The organism is Microcoleus sp. AT9b-C3 (assembly GCF_036705485.1).
Taxonomy (GTDB): Bacteria; Cyanobacteriota; Cyanobacteriia; order Cyanobacteriales; family Microcoleaceae; genus Microcoleus.
This window is the reverse complement of sequence record NZ_JAUBUR010000027.1, coordinates 1-12439: the sequence shown is the minus strand read 5'-3', so window position 1 is coordinate 12439 and position 12439 is coordinate 1. Positions and strand designations below refer to the sequence as shown.

At 46.5% G+C, this 12439-nt stretch carries 26 protein-coding genes and 1 pseudogene; 20 read left to right on the top strand and 7 right to left on the bottom strand.

The features are described from left to right. Positions 1-67: 67 nt before the first annotated feature. Entirely contained in the window at positions 68-343 is a 276-nt protein-coding gene (locus tag QUB77_RS22010; protein WP_333210080.1) for a DUF1998 domain-containing protein, read from the top strand. Here the strand turns inward: QUB77_RS22010 and QUB77_RS22005 are convergent. From QUB77_RS22005 to QUB77_RS21990, 4 genes are all read right to left on the bottom strand, one after another. Then, the gene (locus tag QUB77_RS22005) at positions 324-701 is read right to left on the bottom strand and encodes an HNH endonuclease (RefSeq protein WP_333210082.1); all 378 of its coding nucleotides are present in this window, start codon (positions 699-701) and stop codon (positions 324-326) included. The genes QUB77_RS22010 and QUB77_RS22005 overlap by 20 nt on opposite strands. Positions 702-757: 56 nt before the next feature. Then, positions 758-1207: a hypothetical protein gene (locus QUB77_RS22000; protein ID WP_333323400.1), complete on the bottom strand. Its 450-nt coding sequence runs from the start codon at positions 1205-1207 to the stop codon at positions 758-760. Positions 1208-1337: 130 nt separating this feature from the next. Beyond that, complete coding sequence (locus QUB77_RS21995) at positions 1338-1535, bottom strand: hypothetical protein (protein ID WP_333323398.1); 198 nt, start codon at positions 1533-1535, stop codon at positions 1338-1340. Between the two features lie 15 nt (positions 1536-1550). Then, positions 1551-2585, bottom strand: a complete 1035-nt coding sequence (locus QUB77_RS21990; RefSeq protein WP_333323396.1) for a hypothetical protein — start codon at positions 2583-2585, stop codon at positions 1551-1553. Between the two features lie 7 nt (positions 2586-2592). On the opposite strand from QUB77_RS21990, the gene QUB77_RS21985 reads away from it, so the two are divergent. The 14 genes from QUB77_RS21985 to QUB77_RS21920 all read left to right on the top strand — a co-directional run bounded on the left by QUB77_RS21985 (position 2593) and on the right by QUB77_RS21920 (position 8206). Beyond that, a complete protein-coding gene (locus QUB77_RS21985) occupies positions 2593-2994 on the top strand; it encodes a hypothetical protein (protein WP_333323394.1) in 402 nt (133 codons plus the stop codon). Positions 2995-3109: 115 nt separating this feature from the next. After that, complete coding sequence (locus QUB77_RS21980; protein WP_333323392.1) at positions 3110-3406, top strand: hypothetical protein; 297 nt, start codon at positions 3110-3112, stop codon at positions 3404-3406. An 82-nt stretch (positions 3407-3488) separates the two neighbouring features. Then, the gene (locus QUB77_RS21975; protein ID WP_333323390.1) at positions 3489-3785 is read left to right on the top strand and encodes a hypothetical protein; all 297 of its coding nucleotides are present in this window, start codon (positions 3489-3491) and stop codon (positions 3783-3785) included. Further along, positions 3782-4012, top strand: coding sequence for a hypothetical protein (locus QUB77_RS21970; protein ID WP_333323389.1), 231 nt, complete (start codon positions 3782-3784; stop codon positions 4010-4012). Before QUB77_RS21975 ends, QUB77_RS21970 begins: the two co-directional genes overlap by 4 nt. Positions 4013-4036: 24 nt before the next feature. Next, positions 4037-4492 carry a hypothetical protein gene (locus QUB77_RS21965; protein ID WP_333323386.1) on the top strand — a complete coding sequence of 152 codons (456 nt, stop codon included), beginning with the start codon at positions 4037-4039 and terminating at the stop codon, positions 4490-4492. A gap of 2 nt (positions 4493-4494) precedes the next feature. Then, on the top strand, positions 4495-4725 hold the full coding sequence (locus QUB77_RS21960) for a hypothetical protein (protein ID WP_333323384.1): 231 nt from the start codon (positions 4495-4497) through the stop codon (positions 4723-4725). Between the two features lie 2 nt (positions 4726-4727). Beyond that, complete coding sequence (locus QUB77_RS21955) at positions 4728-5210, top strand: hypothetical protein (RefSeq protein ID WP_333323383.1); 483 nt, start codon at positions 4728-4730, stop codon at positions 5208-5210. Positions 5211-5299: 89 nt separating this feature from the next. Further along, complete coding sequence (locus QUB77_RS21950) at positions 5300-5572, top strand: hypothetical protein (RefSeq protein ID WP_333323381.1); 273 nt, start codon at positions 5300-5302, stop codon at positions 5570-5572. A 79-nt stretch (positions 5573-5651) separates the two neighbouring features. Further along, positions 5652-5990, top strand: coding sequence for a hypothetical protein (locus QUB77_RS21945; protein WP_333323379.1), 339 nt, complete (start codon positions 5652-5654; stop codon positions 5988-5990). Beyond that, complete coding sequence (locus tag QUB77_RS21940) at positions 5945-6412, top strand: hypothetical protein (RefSeq protein ID WP_333323377.1); 468 nt, start codon at positions 5945-5947, stop codon at positions 6410-6412. The genes QUB77_RS21945 and QUB77_RS21940 overlap by 46 nt, the downstream gene beginning before the upstream one ends. Before the next feature lie 13 nt (positions 6413-6425). After that, a complete protein-coding gene (locus QUB77_RS21935) occupies positions 6426-6638 on the top strand; it encodes a hypothetical protein (RefSeq protein ID WP_333323375.1) in 213 nt (70 codons plus the stop codon). Further along, complete coding sequence (locus tag QUB77_RS21930) at positions 6638-7150, top strand: hypothetical protein (protein WP_333323373.1); 513 nt, start codon at positions 6638-6640, stop codon at positions 7148-7150. Before QUB77_RS21935 ends, QUB77_RS21930 begins: the two co-directional genes overlap by 1 nt. A 20-nt stretch (positions 7151-7170) precedes the next feature. Then, the gene (locus tag QUB77_RS21925) at positions 7171-7665 is read left to right on the top strand and encodes an HD domain-containing protein (RefSeq protein ID WP_333323370.1); all 495 of its coding nucleotides are present in this window, start codon (positions 7171-7173) and stop codon (positions 7663-7665) included. A gap of 25 nt (positions 7666-7690) precedes the next feature. After that, entirely contained in the window at positions 7691-8206 is a 516-nt protein-coding gene (locus QUB77_RS21920; protein ID WP_333323368.1) for a hypothetical protein, read from the top strand. A 20-nt stretch (positions 8207-8226) separates the two neighbouring features. On the opposite strand, the gene QUB77_RS21915 is transcribed toward QUB77_RS21920, so the two are convergent. Continuing rightward, positions 8227-8529 (bottom strand): hypothetical protein, encoded by a 303-nt coding sequence (locus QUB77_RS21915; protein ID WP_333323367.1) that lies wholly within the window; start codon positions 8527-8529, stop codon positions 8227-8229. 255 nt (positions 8530-8784) lie between these two features. On the opposite strand from QUB77_RS21915, the gene QUB77_RS21910 reads away from it, so the two are divergent. Further along, positions 8785-9117, top strand: coding sequence for a hypothetical protein (locus QUB77_RS21910; RefSeq protein WP_333323365.1), 333 nt, complete (start codon positions 8785-8787; stop codon positions 9115-9117). Positions 9118-9145: 28 nt separating this feature from the next. On the opposite strand, the gene QUB77_RS21905 is transcribed toward QUB77_RS21910, so the two are convergent. Both QUB77_RS21905 and QUB77_RS21900 read right to left on the bottom strand, forming a co-directional pair. Continuing rightward, the gene (locus QUB77_RS21905; protein ID WP_333323363.1) at positions 9146-9952 is read right to left on the bottom strand and encodes a PEP-CTERM sorting domain-containing protein; all 807 of its coding nucleotides are present in this window, start codon (positions 9950-9952) and stop codon (positions 9146-9148) included. A gap of 155 nt (positions 9953-10107) precedes the next feature. Next, positions 10108-10458: a hypothetical protein gene (locus tag QUB77_RS21900; protein ID WP_333323361.1), complete on the bottom strand. Its 351-nt coding sequence runs from the start codon at positions 10456-10458 to the stop codon at positions 10108-10110. A gap of 324 nt (positions 10459-10782) precedes the next feature. Here QUB77_RS21900 and QUB77_RS21895 point away from each other — a divergent pair, with 324 nt between their 5' ends. From QUB77_RS21895 to QUB77_RS21880, 4 genes and pseudogenes are all read left to right on the top strand, one after another. Then, positions 10783-11007 carry an EamA family transporter gene (locus tag QUB77_RS21895; protein WP_333323359.1) on the top strand — a complete coding sequence of 75 codons (225 nt, stop codon included), beginning with the start codon at positions 10783-10785 and terminating at the stop codon, positions 11005-11007. 180 nt (positions 11008-11187) lie between these two features. Continuing rightward, complete coding sequence (locus QUB77_RS21890; RefSeq protein WP_333323356.1) at positions 11188-11637, top strand: pyridoxamine 5'-phosphate oxidase family protein; 450 nt, start codon at positions 11188-11190, stop codon at positions 11635-11637. 173 nt (positions 11638-11810) lie between these two features. Beyond that, positions 11811-11969 (top strand): hypothetical protein, encoded by a 159-nt coding sequence (locus tag QUB77_RS21885; protein ID WP_333323354.1) that lies wholly within the window; start codon positions 11811-11813, stop codon positions 11967-11969. 249 nt (positions 11970-12218) lie between these two features. After that, positions 12219-12439: pseudogene (locus QUB77_RS21880) on the top strand (NADP-dependent oxidoreductase); the annotation flags it as partial.

Below are 12439 nucleotides of genomic sequence, written 5' to 3'. Positions count from 1 at the left end.
AAGCCATTACATAAGCTTCGTGGAACTCGATCGCTCTGCTGCTATTGCGTTAAATTCATGTTAGCCATTGGTACAACCTCGGGTTTTAAATTTTTTCACCGCTGATGTAGACAGATTAACCTTTTTTGATACCACAGATGGGGGAAATGGAGCATCTGAAGAAATAGGGAAGCAGTTACCGTTATTCGCTGCTAAAGCAATGTCTCTAGCCTTAAATTGCGAGTGTTCGGACGGGTGCCCTAAATGCTTAATTCAGATTGGCTGTCCCCAACAAAACCAAGGACTGCACAAGAAAGTCGGTCTGTTTCTGCTTGAAGCAATAGCTACAAATTATTCAATTTAACAGCCGATAAACTCTCCGGTGCCGATTCCTGATGAAAATTCAGGATATCCCAATCAATGCCATCATCGGGAAACAGCGACAATTGCCCCGGCGATACGTTGGACTGACCGCGATTGTGATACGAAAGGTGACACGCGGTACAAAGGGCTATTAAGTTTTCTGGGCGGTTGTCCTCCGGTATCCGATTGCGATGGTGCACCGTTAGAGTTAAAGCACACCGTTCAGATTTGGTTAAGCCGCTTTTCTTACCCGGTCGGAGGCATTGTTGATGGCACTTTGCACAACGCCAAAGAGCACTTTCCTTGACCGAGAGCGCAATGTCAGACCAATTGTCGGGATACCTTTTTGGTTTTGCCATAGTTCATCTCTCACAATTGGCGATCGCTTTTCCTGTTACTACCGACTCCCTCCAGTTTACAGAGCTGCGAAACCCCTAAAAACACCGCTGCAATAAATTTCCAAGTTAGCTTCAATCCATTGAGCAGTTTCTAGATATCCCAAAGCTACGGCTTGAAGGCGCACCGTGTTGGCATGGAACATATTGGTCGTGTTTGCCTCTCGAACTGCATCAATACCTTGGAGGATGCACTCAGGGATTTGGATAGGTTCCTCTGACTCTAGCGAACTAGGCAGCTTCCCCAACAAACCGAGATATTCCTTTACCCGCAGCTCGAAGTTAGCCTCAGCTTCAGCTAAATCGGTGAAGTAGCGGCCGTAATAAAATCCCTGATCTTGCAGGTTGAAAAAGTGCGTTACCCATTCTTCATCCTTGCGCCATTCTCTGAGAGTAATGTAACCTGGGGCTTGACCGCCATCACCGGGGATGGGATGCGATTTGAGGATGGAGTGGCTTTGAGTGTTCATAAACAATTTGTGTGTGTTGAATTAGGAGAATTTGTAGTCGATGAGCTTGGGCAACTTGAAAACTAAGTAGCAACTGCCGCAGGGGTGTAGGAGGCGTTGCGGGTGCATCGGTCGTCTTTCATCTGATTAGCTAAGCACGAGGTGTAAGAAATTGTAAAAGTTCATCTCCATGTTGTCCAATTGGGTTATAGCCAATTGGTAGCCAAAAGTAATCAGAAGCCCAATAATCGCCGTCAAAATCTTTGAGCCACCAATCGTCATCTACACCGCCCAAACAAATCTTTTCTACGTTGAAGTAAAGCTTGATTCGCTGAAATTTCTCAGCCATCGGTTGAACCATCAATCAAAAAGCTGGGGGATACTCAAAAGCAGGTTGCCAGTTACTATTAATTAGCCTACCCGTTTTTGCTGCAGTGTAGTTGCCTCTCAAAAAAGAGCAGCGCTTGGGTGCTGAATCACCCGTTTGCCGTATTAGTGTTTGAGCGAGCGGGTGGTGGCTGCCAATCAAAAACTCGTTCCTGGTGTTGAGCCTTTCTAGAAACCGAAGCTGGGGGAGCTGGTCAAACTTACCACCCACCCCGCGATTGCAGCTAACGCAAGCTAGCACGAGATTCCAGATGCCGTCAATGGGATGGGCGATGCGGTAGTTGATGAGAACGCGCGGAAAAAAATGGTCTACATCCGTTAAATCTGCCGCACTGCTGATAATTGAAATCTCGCCAAAGCAGTAGAAACACTTGCCCTTTTGGTAGCCGTTCAAAGCGCTGCGACATGAAGTGATGTTGGTACGGCTCATGGGTCGCTGAACGAACAGCAGTTCGAGGTCGGCATCGTAATCCACATTAATCAGGTGGCGGGATACTTTCAACTCCCATGCCGTCTCTACCAACCGCCACCGCGCATCAACCTCTTGGGGTAAGTTCTGCCCTTGGTTTCCCGAGAGCATCCCAAACAACTCATCGGTCAGGGTAATGGCTTTAGCACCCCGGCGTTCGCAAGCAAAGAAACGCAGCGGTGTCTCCCCTTGATTGACGTTGTGGAACTTGTCGAGCACTACCTTGAACCCTTCCTTTGCCGTAATCGAAATCAACTCCTCGTAGCTAATCTCACCCCGGTCGTAGTGGCGGCAAGCTTCCAAGAAGGGGTAGGGAACATTGGTTTGTTGAGATTGGCTATCACACAAACGCAGGTGTTCCAGAGTATGCCGCGCAAATGGCTCTGCCAGCTCATCCAAGGTGATGATGCTTTTACCACCGGGCGCTAACTCCAAGAGCGACTGAGCTAGCGCAAACTTGTACGAAGCGACGTTCTTGCCAAAAAGGATGATGCCCCGCCAATAATCCTCTATTGATGGTGCATCTCCCCAGAAATGTGACATACGCGCCTTGACAATAGTTCGTAAACTAACTACACTAGCTAGCAGGTTATCAAAAAGGCGATCGCCCGAGTCCGGTCAAAGTCGAGAGCGATCGCCAGCACCCAAAGCAAGTTCGGATACAAGGTTAATGAAAGCACAGATTTACGTGAATCGGCACATCACTGCCGCCAATAAAAAAGCTAGCAAGCTCAGGGGAGTGTTGGTGGACGAGCGGGCTATCAGCATCAACACTTACTTGGGGTCGGTGTATGCCAAACGGGTAGAGTTCACCAGCGGCTGCGTGTTGGTTCAGGATGCCAGCCAAGCTCGGTGTTCGGGAGCAACTATCTGGATTGAAGCTGCATTTGAGAGTTTGGTGATAGATGGGGTAGCAGCAGACAGAGCTATGTTCAAAAAGGAGGGAAGATGACAGTCGTTCAGACAATCCCAGAATCAAGGTGCATTTAAAAATAACTGCATCCCGCGCAAGTTGAAATCGACAGTTTCCTCAGAAGCAAGATATTAGGTTTTACAGGAGGGCGAGTATGCTCAAAGGCAAAGAATACATGACTCAATCACAGCAAGTTTTGGTTGCAGAATTCGAGGCTGAAATTGAATCGGAGTACGCACTGTGTATAGCTCAGATTCAAAAAGCCAAGCAAGCCATTGAAGGGGCGACGATGGACTTAACCGAACAAGAGCAAAACTTAGCCAATTCCGAAATTGATGCGCTCCGCAAGTATTGGTACGAGCGCTTAGAAGCTCTCATCAATCTTGCATCTTGGAGGGCTCCGAAGTTGCTCCAACAATTGAACGAAAAGTATCCGCAATCGCTATCTTAAGCACCTTATTAGGAGTTTAGTTCGAGAGTTGGGTGATAGATGGTATGAGGGCAGACAAAACGGCGTTGAAAAAGGAGAAAGCATGAAGACAACGGAGTTTATTATTTCTGAACTACAGAAATCCTTGTCCTTGAAAGGGTTACAAATCAACAAACGAGACTCTCCCGTTACGAAGGGCTATTCAGAAGAATGGGTAATCCAGGATAGCGAGGAGTGGAACTATGCAGGATTTGGGATAAAAAATGGGAGGTATGAATACACACTTATCTCCAACAATTCTTTACCCTTTGAAGCTCAATCAACAATCGATTGGGTGCAAGCTGAGATTATCCGCATTCACCAATTATCTTTACCGAGCATCGGAAGGGAGGAAACATGACAGTTAAAGAACTCATAGAAGCATTAACAATGTGCCATCCCGACGCCGAAGTTGAGTTTTCTGTAGACTTTGAAGGAGAAGGCGCATTAGTTGCGGTCGAACACCAAGTAATTGGTAGGCGAGAACAAATTAACCCGCAGGATGTCGGATGCGTTTACCTACATAACACGAAAAATGATTTTACGCATGACGAACCTTTGTGCAACGGCAATCTATTCATCACCTAAACCAATAACCCGGAGCCTAGCATCATGTATCACGAATTAGTCGAAAGATTGGCAGTAGAGCTAGCCAGACGACAGGGAGACTCCCTTAGAAACACCAATACCAATAATCCCAAGTTTCAGGTCTACCCAGCAATGGCAAAAGTTTCTCTTGAAACCATTGATGGGTTGCTGAAAGAAGAAGGTATCACGTTCAAAGAGCTGGAAGTTTACACGATCGGGCGAACATCTTCCTCTCCCAGTGCCAACATTCTGCTGTTGGATGAATTGACCGACAGACTGATCGTTAATCTAGCTAAGGTTAACGGACTAAAGATTGAAAAGATATACTTGGGCGATGTCATTATCCAAGTGTATTTAGGAACGGTCAAAACGTGTTTGAGTGTAATCGATAGTTTCCTCTCACAAAGAAAGCTAGAGTTTGAGGACTTAAAAGTGTCCGAAAAGTGTCAGATACCAACCCTATCAAATCAGGAGTCATAACAATGTATCACGAATTACTCGAAAGATTGGCAATTATACTAGCCAAAACAGAAGGATGGGAAATTGAAGATATTCACGGCAGCAATCCGAGAATGAAAATTTACTTAAAAATGGCGGCAGCCTGCTTGGGTGAAATCGACAATTATCTCGAAGAACAAGAAATTGAATTCGGGGACTTAGAAGTTAATGCCAAGTATGATATACCGCAAGCAATGAATCAGGAGGAACAATAAACATGAATCAACCCAATCAATACGATGCCGTACTCGGTGGCAATAGCCCTGGGCCACGGCAAGGAAGCGCAATCCTGGGAATAACGAACAGATACTCGGAACCGGAACACCGCCAATTTTGCTTGGATATGGCAGCAGCTCAGTTACCAGTCAAGCATTATGATGGTCGCTTCTATTGGTCGGGCCCGTCTGCGATAGTTGGCGACCTCCAAGATGTTCTCGGCGCAACTAAAGTCAAGTGCGTTTGGGATGAGGTGGGTTCTCGGTTTGTGGTATATCCCAGAGCGTACAGCCGTGAAGCGATCGCTCTCATGCGAACTTTAGACAAGGTAGATATTATCGATATTGATTCCTTCACGCAGCGGGGACAGCCTCACAAAAGGCTAGCAGAGAATTGCTTGGAGGTTATCTATCGTGAATTCGGTTTAAGGGTTATCTGCCGTGAACTTGGTTTAAAAGTGATATTCCATGAGTGTATTTCATGACTAAATACGTTCATTTATTTGGATATTTAGTCAAGGTTTAGATGCCTTGCAGGAGAATCATTGCAACCAAAATGAGGTCAAAACAACCAATGAAAGTACCAGTCACTTGGGAAGATGCCCAACACTTGCCCATTCCTACCGATGATGAATTAGAACTCGTAGCAGGAATAACAATGCAAGATGTGTACCGAGTATACCGAGAGCGAGGAGGAAGAGCTCTTTTTGATGGCTCTTGTTACTATTTTGCACGGCAAGCAGGTTTCAGAATCCCTGAAGAAAAGTTTCCCAAGTTTTTAGAATTCTGTAAAGCCAAATGGAAGCTCATAATCCAGTACCTAGAAACCGAGTATCGAGTCCGCTAGTCGGTTAAGTTGCAACACAATCAAGGTTTAAATACGCCGTATCTAAAGCTTGGTTCCCACATAGTAGAGAAGAACACAGATGTTTGTAGCTCAATCCATCAGACAACCCGAACAGTTTTACTACGCCCATACTTTGTCGAGTGCTAGGCGCTGGAAAACGCGCAGGGGTGCTGACAAAGCCGTGGCTCAATACCCCAACAGTTACATAGTAATCGCAGAAGCGGAAATAGGTTCACTCCTACACAAATCCCAGTTTCTGATAGCTCGCATCCAAGTAGAAAAAGCAGCAGAAGAGGCTTACCGGAATCATAGTTCTGAGGCTTTATCTTTCGACTATCCTGACACTCATTTTGAACAATTGGCGGTGCAAGCTTGGGAGCGTTACCAGCAGCAGCGGTTGCAGGAGGTCACAAGTTGAGCTTGTACGCCATCAGGTTCAAAAAGGATAATCGAGTGCGCTATGCCACCGAAACGCAGGGAAATCCCGAATACAACGCCATTGATTCGGCTACTTTGGAAGGAGCAAAGAAGTGGAAAACGGAACGGGGCGCTCGAAAGTATCTCGAATCTCATGTTTTAGTGGGACGGCAGGGTGAAAGAATCCAAGCGAGGTGGACGGCCATCGAAGTTGTGGAAATCTCAGCGCAGCAGCAATATCACACCAACAATCCCGAAGTTATCCGCAAAGCCAAAGCTAAGTACGACAGCAAGCGCCCCGTGTTCTCGTTTCGCCCCAAACCAGAGATTTTAGAATGGTTGGAGAAGGAGCGATGCGAGGGTGAAAGCGATGCCGATTTGCTCAACCGGAAGCTGGGAAAGTTGATGAAGTTGGAAGAATAATCAGGAGGAGATTGTGGACTTTGAAACAATTAAGGCAACATTGCTCTCAGAAATCGAACAATTAGAGGGATCATTGCAGATTATTTCACGTAGAATAAAAGAAGGCAATGCAATAGGTTCCCATACTAATGTGGATGCGTCCAAAATCAATAACTTGATTGGTAAATATCAACTGCTGATGGCGATGTCCAACGAAGTAACCGAAGTAACCGAACAAATCAAGTGATGAACAATTCAACTGAAACGACCGACCTAGAGCAATTCACAGGATACTTGCAAAATTTAGCCGCGGTGATGAAAAACGTACCAGGCAGAATTGATTGGAAGTACCGGGGTTTTGAGGAATTGGCGTTAGAATGCGGAACGGTGATGGAACCCAAACCGCTACCCAAAAACATCAAACAAGGTCAGCCGAGCTTCTGTTATGCTAACTGCCAGCGCTTAGTGTTAAAAAACCGCAACTTAACTTACGTCGAAGGCTACGCAATGGCGGAAGGCGTGTCTCTACCGCTGCAACACGCTTGGCTGCTAGATACCGACGGATACGCAATTGACCCGACTTGGGAACCTTTCGGCTGTTGTTATTTGGGAATTGCGTTCCAGACGGCATGGGTAAAATCAATTTGGAATTCCCGAAAGCAGAAGGGACGCACCGATGAATTGAGCATTTTGCAAGGGAATTATCTCGAAGAGTTTTCAATTTTCAAACAAGGATTCCCGGCAGACGCTCTTGTCTAATCTCGAATTAATTGAATGTCATGAACATTACAGACACCGCTAAAGAATTTGCAATTGCCAAACACGGCAATCAGAAATACGGCGAGCATCCTTATTCGTACCATTTGGCTCAAGTATCTCAAGTGCTGAGTGAATTCGGTTATGGAGGTGATGAAGCGATTGCAGCAGCAGGATTGCTCCACGATACGCTAGAAGATACGCCAACAACTTATGAGATGTTGGTGTCTGAATTCGGGAAAGAAACGGCGGATATTGTGTGGGCAGTAACCAGTGAGCCGGGGGAAAACCGAGTCGAGCGCTTTCGCAAAACCGCACTAAAGATCCAATCCAACAAAAAAGCTTTGATTGTTAAATTGGCTGATAGAATAGCTAACACCGAAGCCAGCTTTCAAAGCAATCTCAAGCTCTATAAGATGTACCTCAAAGAGTTTCCGTTATTCAAACAACTCCTGTACAATCCCCAGGATGTCGAACTATTACCACTGTGGAACCGTTTGGAAACCTCGAACAAGTAAACCCAACATAACAGGAATTGCAACGGTGAATACTCGAACTCAAACTATCTCAGCACAGCAGATAAAGGAATATTTAGAAAACGTAGTTGCTGCTGTCGAAACACCGCAGAAGAGAGCTAACTGGATGTACCAAAGGTACGAAGAATTGGTGCTGCGCTGCGGCTTCCCGATGGAACCGAAACCGTTGCCTCCAACCGTTGAAGCTGGCGTACCGAAGTTGGGTTACTGGAACTGCCAGCAATTAGCACTTGCCAACAGCAACCTCACCTACGCCGAAGGATACGCCCTTCATGCCGATGTTGGATTTCCCATTAGCCATGCTTGGTTGATTACACCCGACGGATATGCCATCGACCCAACTTGGGATACTCCGGGTTGCTATTTTGGAGTTCCGCTTTCTACAACATGGGTGCAATCTGTTCTAGCAACGCGCACTCGCATGATGGATAACCTCAGCATATTTGAGGGCAATTACATCGAGGAATTCTCGCTGCTCAAAGAGGGATTACCGAGTGATGCTTTTGCTAACTTATTGCGGTGAACTGAACTAAACGCTGCGGGTTATCTATCGCTTGCACCGTTTCTTTGATGGTTCCACAGCAATTGTACGAGCAGTTGCAGGTGTTCGAGTTCGGGCTCGAAGCCGCAAGCCTCTTCCCAAGCCTCGGTTAAAGCTGCCCATTGTTCGGGAGTGTCGGGTTTTTGGCGCATGAGGGCGATGAAGTTGGTGGCGGTGCGGGCTTTTGCTGCATCAATCCCAAACCGAACCAGTTGCATTTCAAACGCGGGATGGCTGCTGTTGGCGAGGATGTCGGCATAGTCGGTGTCCAGCAAATCGATTTGTTCGAGCGGCGGGTCAGTCATTTCTCTGCATTCCATATTTCTTAGTGCCTACCTCACCATCATTTCACGCTTGACTCAGTTGGAGAGCGATCGCCACCCGGAGTACACAAAATACACAGCAGCAGAAACTCGCTTGGCGATCGCACACAGCCCCGCGACCCCTGGGTTTTTTAGTTTGTGACTCCTGGGCTGATGATGGTGAGCAAACTTGAAAAGCAGCGACCGCACAACTCCTGTTAAGCTTGCTATCCTGAAGTTGTTCTAAAAATCAACTCTATGAATTTCATCACTTTTTTGCAGAACATCAACAGCAACATCCTCAGCAGCATCGCTATCTTCTTTAATTTGGTGCTGTTCGTTCGATTGATAGTCGGTTGTGGTCGGGGAATCAGGCAGGGTTGGACGATCTGTGAAGCAACCACAGGCAAAATAACCGAACTCGGTCTTTACACTGCCATACTGTTTGGTGCGTGGCAGTGGTGGCCGCATGAGGCAAGCGGTGTTAACTGTATTTCCTCAATGTGCGTTTGTGGTGTTTGCTGGGGGATTAGTCGGCTGCACTTCCAAGTGGGCTTTCGAGCAAGCTGTTGCCCGCAACTGATAACTTGAAATTTAAATTAGGTTATCAAACCGTAGATTAACCTTGTGGCGTTGTTTTATTCTGGGGATTTGATTTCTTTCGTTTCAGCCATCCTCCCAAGCCCAGGGCTATAGCTGAACCAAAGATTGTGGTCGGTTCAGGCACAGGCTCGGGGGCATCGGGAGGTCCAATTATCAGCTTTACCGGGCCGCCTGAACCTGAACCCGTACCCGTTAAGCTAACGGCACCAAAGTTCAAAGCGCGAATGCCAAACCCAACAAAAGCATCACCGTTATTAACTCGTTGATTAACAAAGGAAGTCACGTTGAAGTTGAGAATAGCACCAGCAGATAATGAGGAGATATCTATAGAACTTAAAAACACTCCTGCTTCAAAATCTGAAACCTCCGCTGTTCCGTTTCCTACATAGCCAAAGATACCAAGATTACCAGGGTTACTTATAGGCTCGTTAATCCCAAAACCATATACCCCAAAGTTAAGCCGAGTTTGAATAATAGCACTGGTAATACTATTAGGGGCAAAAGAAAAGTTGCCGATATTAATTTCGGTCAAGGTTGCTATCTCAGCACCTTTTCCCGTTGGACTATATATTCCGCTTAGTACAAGACCAGCCCCACCTATATGAAATTCGTCTCCCAGTCCGTCAGAGGCGGGGGGTAAATAATCTGTGACTGCAAAAGTGATAGTAGGTGCCAAGCTAAATGTAGCTGCTTTAGCTTCTTCGCTTGTTCCCAGAACACAACCTAGAGCCGTGCAAACAGAGGCAACGGCGACTTTGTGGTATAGATTGTTCATACAAACTACATTCCCTTTTATACTAAACAACTTAACTAAAAAGCCCATTTAGTAATCAAGCTACCTAAATACTAGCTCGCTTACTTGAAAAACCATAATTGTTTATTTAACTTATTCAATCTTAACCAGAAAGTTAGGTGCACAGATGCTCTAGAAAGCGTAACGATCGCCATTATCAAAACAGAACTGCTGCGACCATCGCCTCACACCGAATCGTCCATCCACCCGCAAGCCGGGCAATCCCAATGCACCGGGGGCGTTTCATACTGGGGGAACGGGCGTTCACACCGGGGACATCGGCCGGTAAACAGTGGGTGCGTGTCCAAAAGTTCTAACTGTTGCTCTGATGTCCACCGTTGTCTCGGTTGCAGAATCAATTCGCCGTTGTAATAACTCGCACCTTCGGGTTCCCACAGTTCCTCTGATGCGGCATTGGGGTCTTCTCGAAAGTCGGGGCAAGTATTGGTGTTGGGCCCCGTGGGATGGACGGCACAGACGAGGTGGGGGTTGCGGGCGTACAAAAGGCAACGATCGCACTCAGGGATTTTGGGCATGGCGGAGGTGTTGGGGTTTTGGTCTGGGTTTAGTTTCTCGCAAATGGAGGTGTTGGTGGTGGCGATCGCCGTGACTTCACTTTTTGGATTGCTAGCATTGTCGGTAGTATAACGGTTGTCTTTTTTTGAATTATTAGCGCTGCCCGACAGCTTCAGCTCGGAGATTTAGCGCTATTGGGTTCGATAATTGCTACTGATTTTGGCTATGCTGAAAGTGGGCGATTAGCTAAAGTTTTAGGTGGGTGGCAAGTTATTGGTTGGGCATTGGTGATTCTCGATTATTTCTAGGTTTTCCCCACAATTTTTGTTGTTTAAAAACAAGGATTGATAGCTTCACCGAGCGCCTGGTGGGGTTGGGCTGATGTGAGTATTTTTAGTCAATTTATCGCATTTTTTGCCTGGTATCATGGTAGGGCAATGGGTGAAGTTACACAGGTAGGTCAAATTCAGTTGTGGCAACCATTTTTGACGATTCTGGCTTCGGCAATTTTGCTGGGTGAAACTCACCGAGTAGATCGCCCTAGTCACGGTCTGTTTGGTTGTTGCTAGCGTAGCTGGTAAAAAAGCATCAATTAAGCGGGCAGAAGATTTGTGAGGCGCTCGTTTTCTCAACAGGCTATTGACTCGGATCATTGACTTTCACATATCGACTCCATCTAACGACAGATGTAAAGCCGGGTTTATTTCTGTTCAATAATACCAATCAACTGATTTTTTAAGAGAATAGTAATGTTAGATATTGATGAAATGAGTTCACAAGAAATACAGGAGCTGCTACACCAAGTAGGATACGGTCATCTAGGCTGCATACACGAAGGCAAACCCTACGTGATGCCAATGAATTATTATCTCGAAGATTCGGACATTTACCTGTTTACAACCGAAGGCATGAAGACTCACGATCTTGATGCAAATCCAGAAATTTGTTTGCAGGTTGAAGAAATACGCGAGCCGCTTCATTGGCGCAGCGTGATTGTGAATGGTCGAGCCTCCCGCCTCACAGTTCAGGAAGACATTGATCGGGCAATGCACTCGATCAAAGAACGCAATCCCACGCTGTCACCAGCTATCAATCGAACCTGGATTGATGCTCAGGGACGTTCAGAAGCGATCGCAATCTACCGCATCGACGTGAGTGAAATGAGCGGACGCACAACTGATGGAGTCAGCAGTCGCTAAGAACCGAGATACCTCAAACGTTCTAGCATGAATGAACTTTATGCGATTGCCATTGATGCAGATGCCATTGACCGTGCGATCGCCTTTGCGATTGAGTAGCCCGGTAATGTTGATGTGAATGAAATCATCCTCCGTCCGACAGGTCAAGAACTTTAGACTAATAGGAAAAAATCATGAAACAGCGAAAACTCGGCAATCAAGGATTAGTAGTTTCAGTGCTAGTCGAGCAAATCGAGCAGATGGCAGCCGAATTGGGTATCACAGCCGGACAGTTGGCGCTGGCATGGGTATTAGCCCAAGGCGAAGACATTGTGCCAATGAAGCGGCACTAAACGTCGCACCTATTTAGAAGAAAACATTGCGGCTGCTGCTGCGGGGCTGACTCAAGCAGAACTAGAGCAAATCGCCTTCATCGCTGCCATTAGGAATTGCCATGGGCGATCGCTACCCCGATATGAGTACGGTCAATCGTTAGGATTTGGCGCGAGTGATGTTTGGCATCCATGCCTTCAGTAAATAAAAACAACCGCTACAACTTAAGTCAATTGAGTTCTGAAAATCTACCCAATAAGGAGAAAATTATGACAGAGATCGTGAGCCGCGAGATTCGGCTAGTCTCTCGCCCCAAGGGGATTCCTACCGCAGATAACTTTGCGATCGCCGAGACCAAACTAGAGCCACTTCAAGATGGACAAGTGCTCGTTCGCAATCTCTACATTTCGGTAGATCCATATATGCGCGGTCGCATGAACGAGGGGAAATCCTATGTTCCATCCTTCGCGTTAGGAAAAGCACTCGAAGG

Excerpts from the sequence above, each read along its gene's own strand:
- QUB77_RS22005 (WP_333210082.1), bottom strand. The coding sequence starts at position 701 with ATGGCAAAACCAAAAAGGTATCCCGACAATTGGTCTGACATTGCGCTC.
- QUB77_RS22000 (WP_333323400.1), bottom strand. The coding sequence starts at position 1,207 with ATGAACACTCAAAGCCACTCCATCCTCAAATCGCATCCCATCCCCGGT.
- QUB77_RS21995 (WP_333323398.1), bottom strand. The coding sequence starts at position 1,535 with ATGGCTGAGAAATTTCAGCGAATCAAGCTTTACTTCAACGTAGAAAAG.
- QUB77_RS21990 (WP_333323396.1), bottom strand. The coding sequence starts at position 2,585 with ATGTCACATTTCTGGGGAGATGCACCATCAATAGAGGATTATTGGCGG.
- QUB77_RS21980 (WP_333323392.1), top strand. The coding sequence starts at position 3,110 with ATGCTCAAAGGCAAAGAATACATGACTCAATCACAGCAAGTTTTGGTT.
- QUB77_RS21975 (WP_333323390.1), top strand. The coding sequence starts at position 3,489 with ATGAAGACAACGGAGTTTATTATTTCTGAACTACAGAAATCCTTGTCC.
- QUB77_RS21970 (WP_333323389.1), top strand. The coding sequence starts at position 3,782 with ATGACAGTTAAAGAACTCATAGAAGCATTAACAATGTGCCATCCCGAC.
- QUB77_RS21965 (WP_333323386.1), top strand. The coding sequence starts at position 4,037 with ATGTATCACGAATTAGTCGAAAGATTGGCAGTAGAGCTAGCCAGACGA.
- QUB77_RS21960 (WP_333323384.1), top strand. The coding sequence starts at position 4,495 with ATGTATCACGAATTACTCGAAAGATTGGCAATTATACTAGCCAAAACA.
- QUB77_RS21955 (WP_333323383.1), top strand. The coding sequence starts at position 4,728 with ATGAATCAACCCAATCAATACGATGCCGTACTCGGTGGCAATAGCCCT.
- QUB77_RS21950 (WP_333323381.1), top strand. The coding sequence starts at position 5,300 with ATGAAAGTACCAGTCACTTGGGAAGATGCCCAACACTTGCCCATTCCT.
- QUB77_RS21945 (WP_333323379.1), top strand. The coding sequence starts at position 5,652 with ATGTTTGTAGCTCAATCCATCAGACAACCCGAACAGTTTTACTACGCC.
- QUB77_RS21930 (WP_333323373.1), top strand. The coding sequence starts at position 6,638 with ATGAACAATTCAACTGAAACGACCGACCTAGAGCAATTCACAGGATAC.
- QUB77_RS21925 (WP_333323370.1), top strand. The coding sequence starts at position 7,171 with ATGAACATTACAGACACCGCTAAAGAATTTGCAATTGCCAAACACGGC.
- QUB77_RS21915 (WP_333323367.1), bottom strand. The coding sequence starts at position 8,529 with ATGACTGACCCGCCGCTCGAACAAATCGATTTGCTGGACACCGACTAT.
- QUB77_RS21910 (WP_333323365.1), top strand. The coding sequence starts at position 8,785 with ATGAATTTCATCACTTTTTTGCAGAACATCAACAGCAACATCCTCAGC.
- QUB77_RS21905 (WP_333323363.1), bottom strand. The coding sequence starts at position 9,952 with ATGGGCTTTTTAGTTAAGTTGTTTAGTATAAAAGGGAATGTAGTTTGT.
- QUB77_RS21900 (WP_333323361.1), bottom strand. The coding sequence starts at position 10,458 with ATGCCCAAAATCCCTGAGTGCGATCGTTGCCTTTTGTACGCCCGCAAC.
- QUB77_RS21890 (WP_333323356.1), top strand. The coding sequence starts at position 11,188 with ATGTTAGATATTGATGAAATGAGTTCACAAGAAATACAGGAGCTGCTA.
- QUB77_RS21885 (WP_333323354.1), top strand. The coding sequence starts at position 11,811 with ATGAAACAGCGAAAACTCGGCAATCAAGGATTAGTAGTTTCAGTGCTA.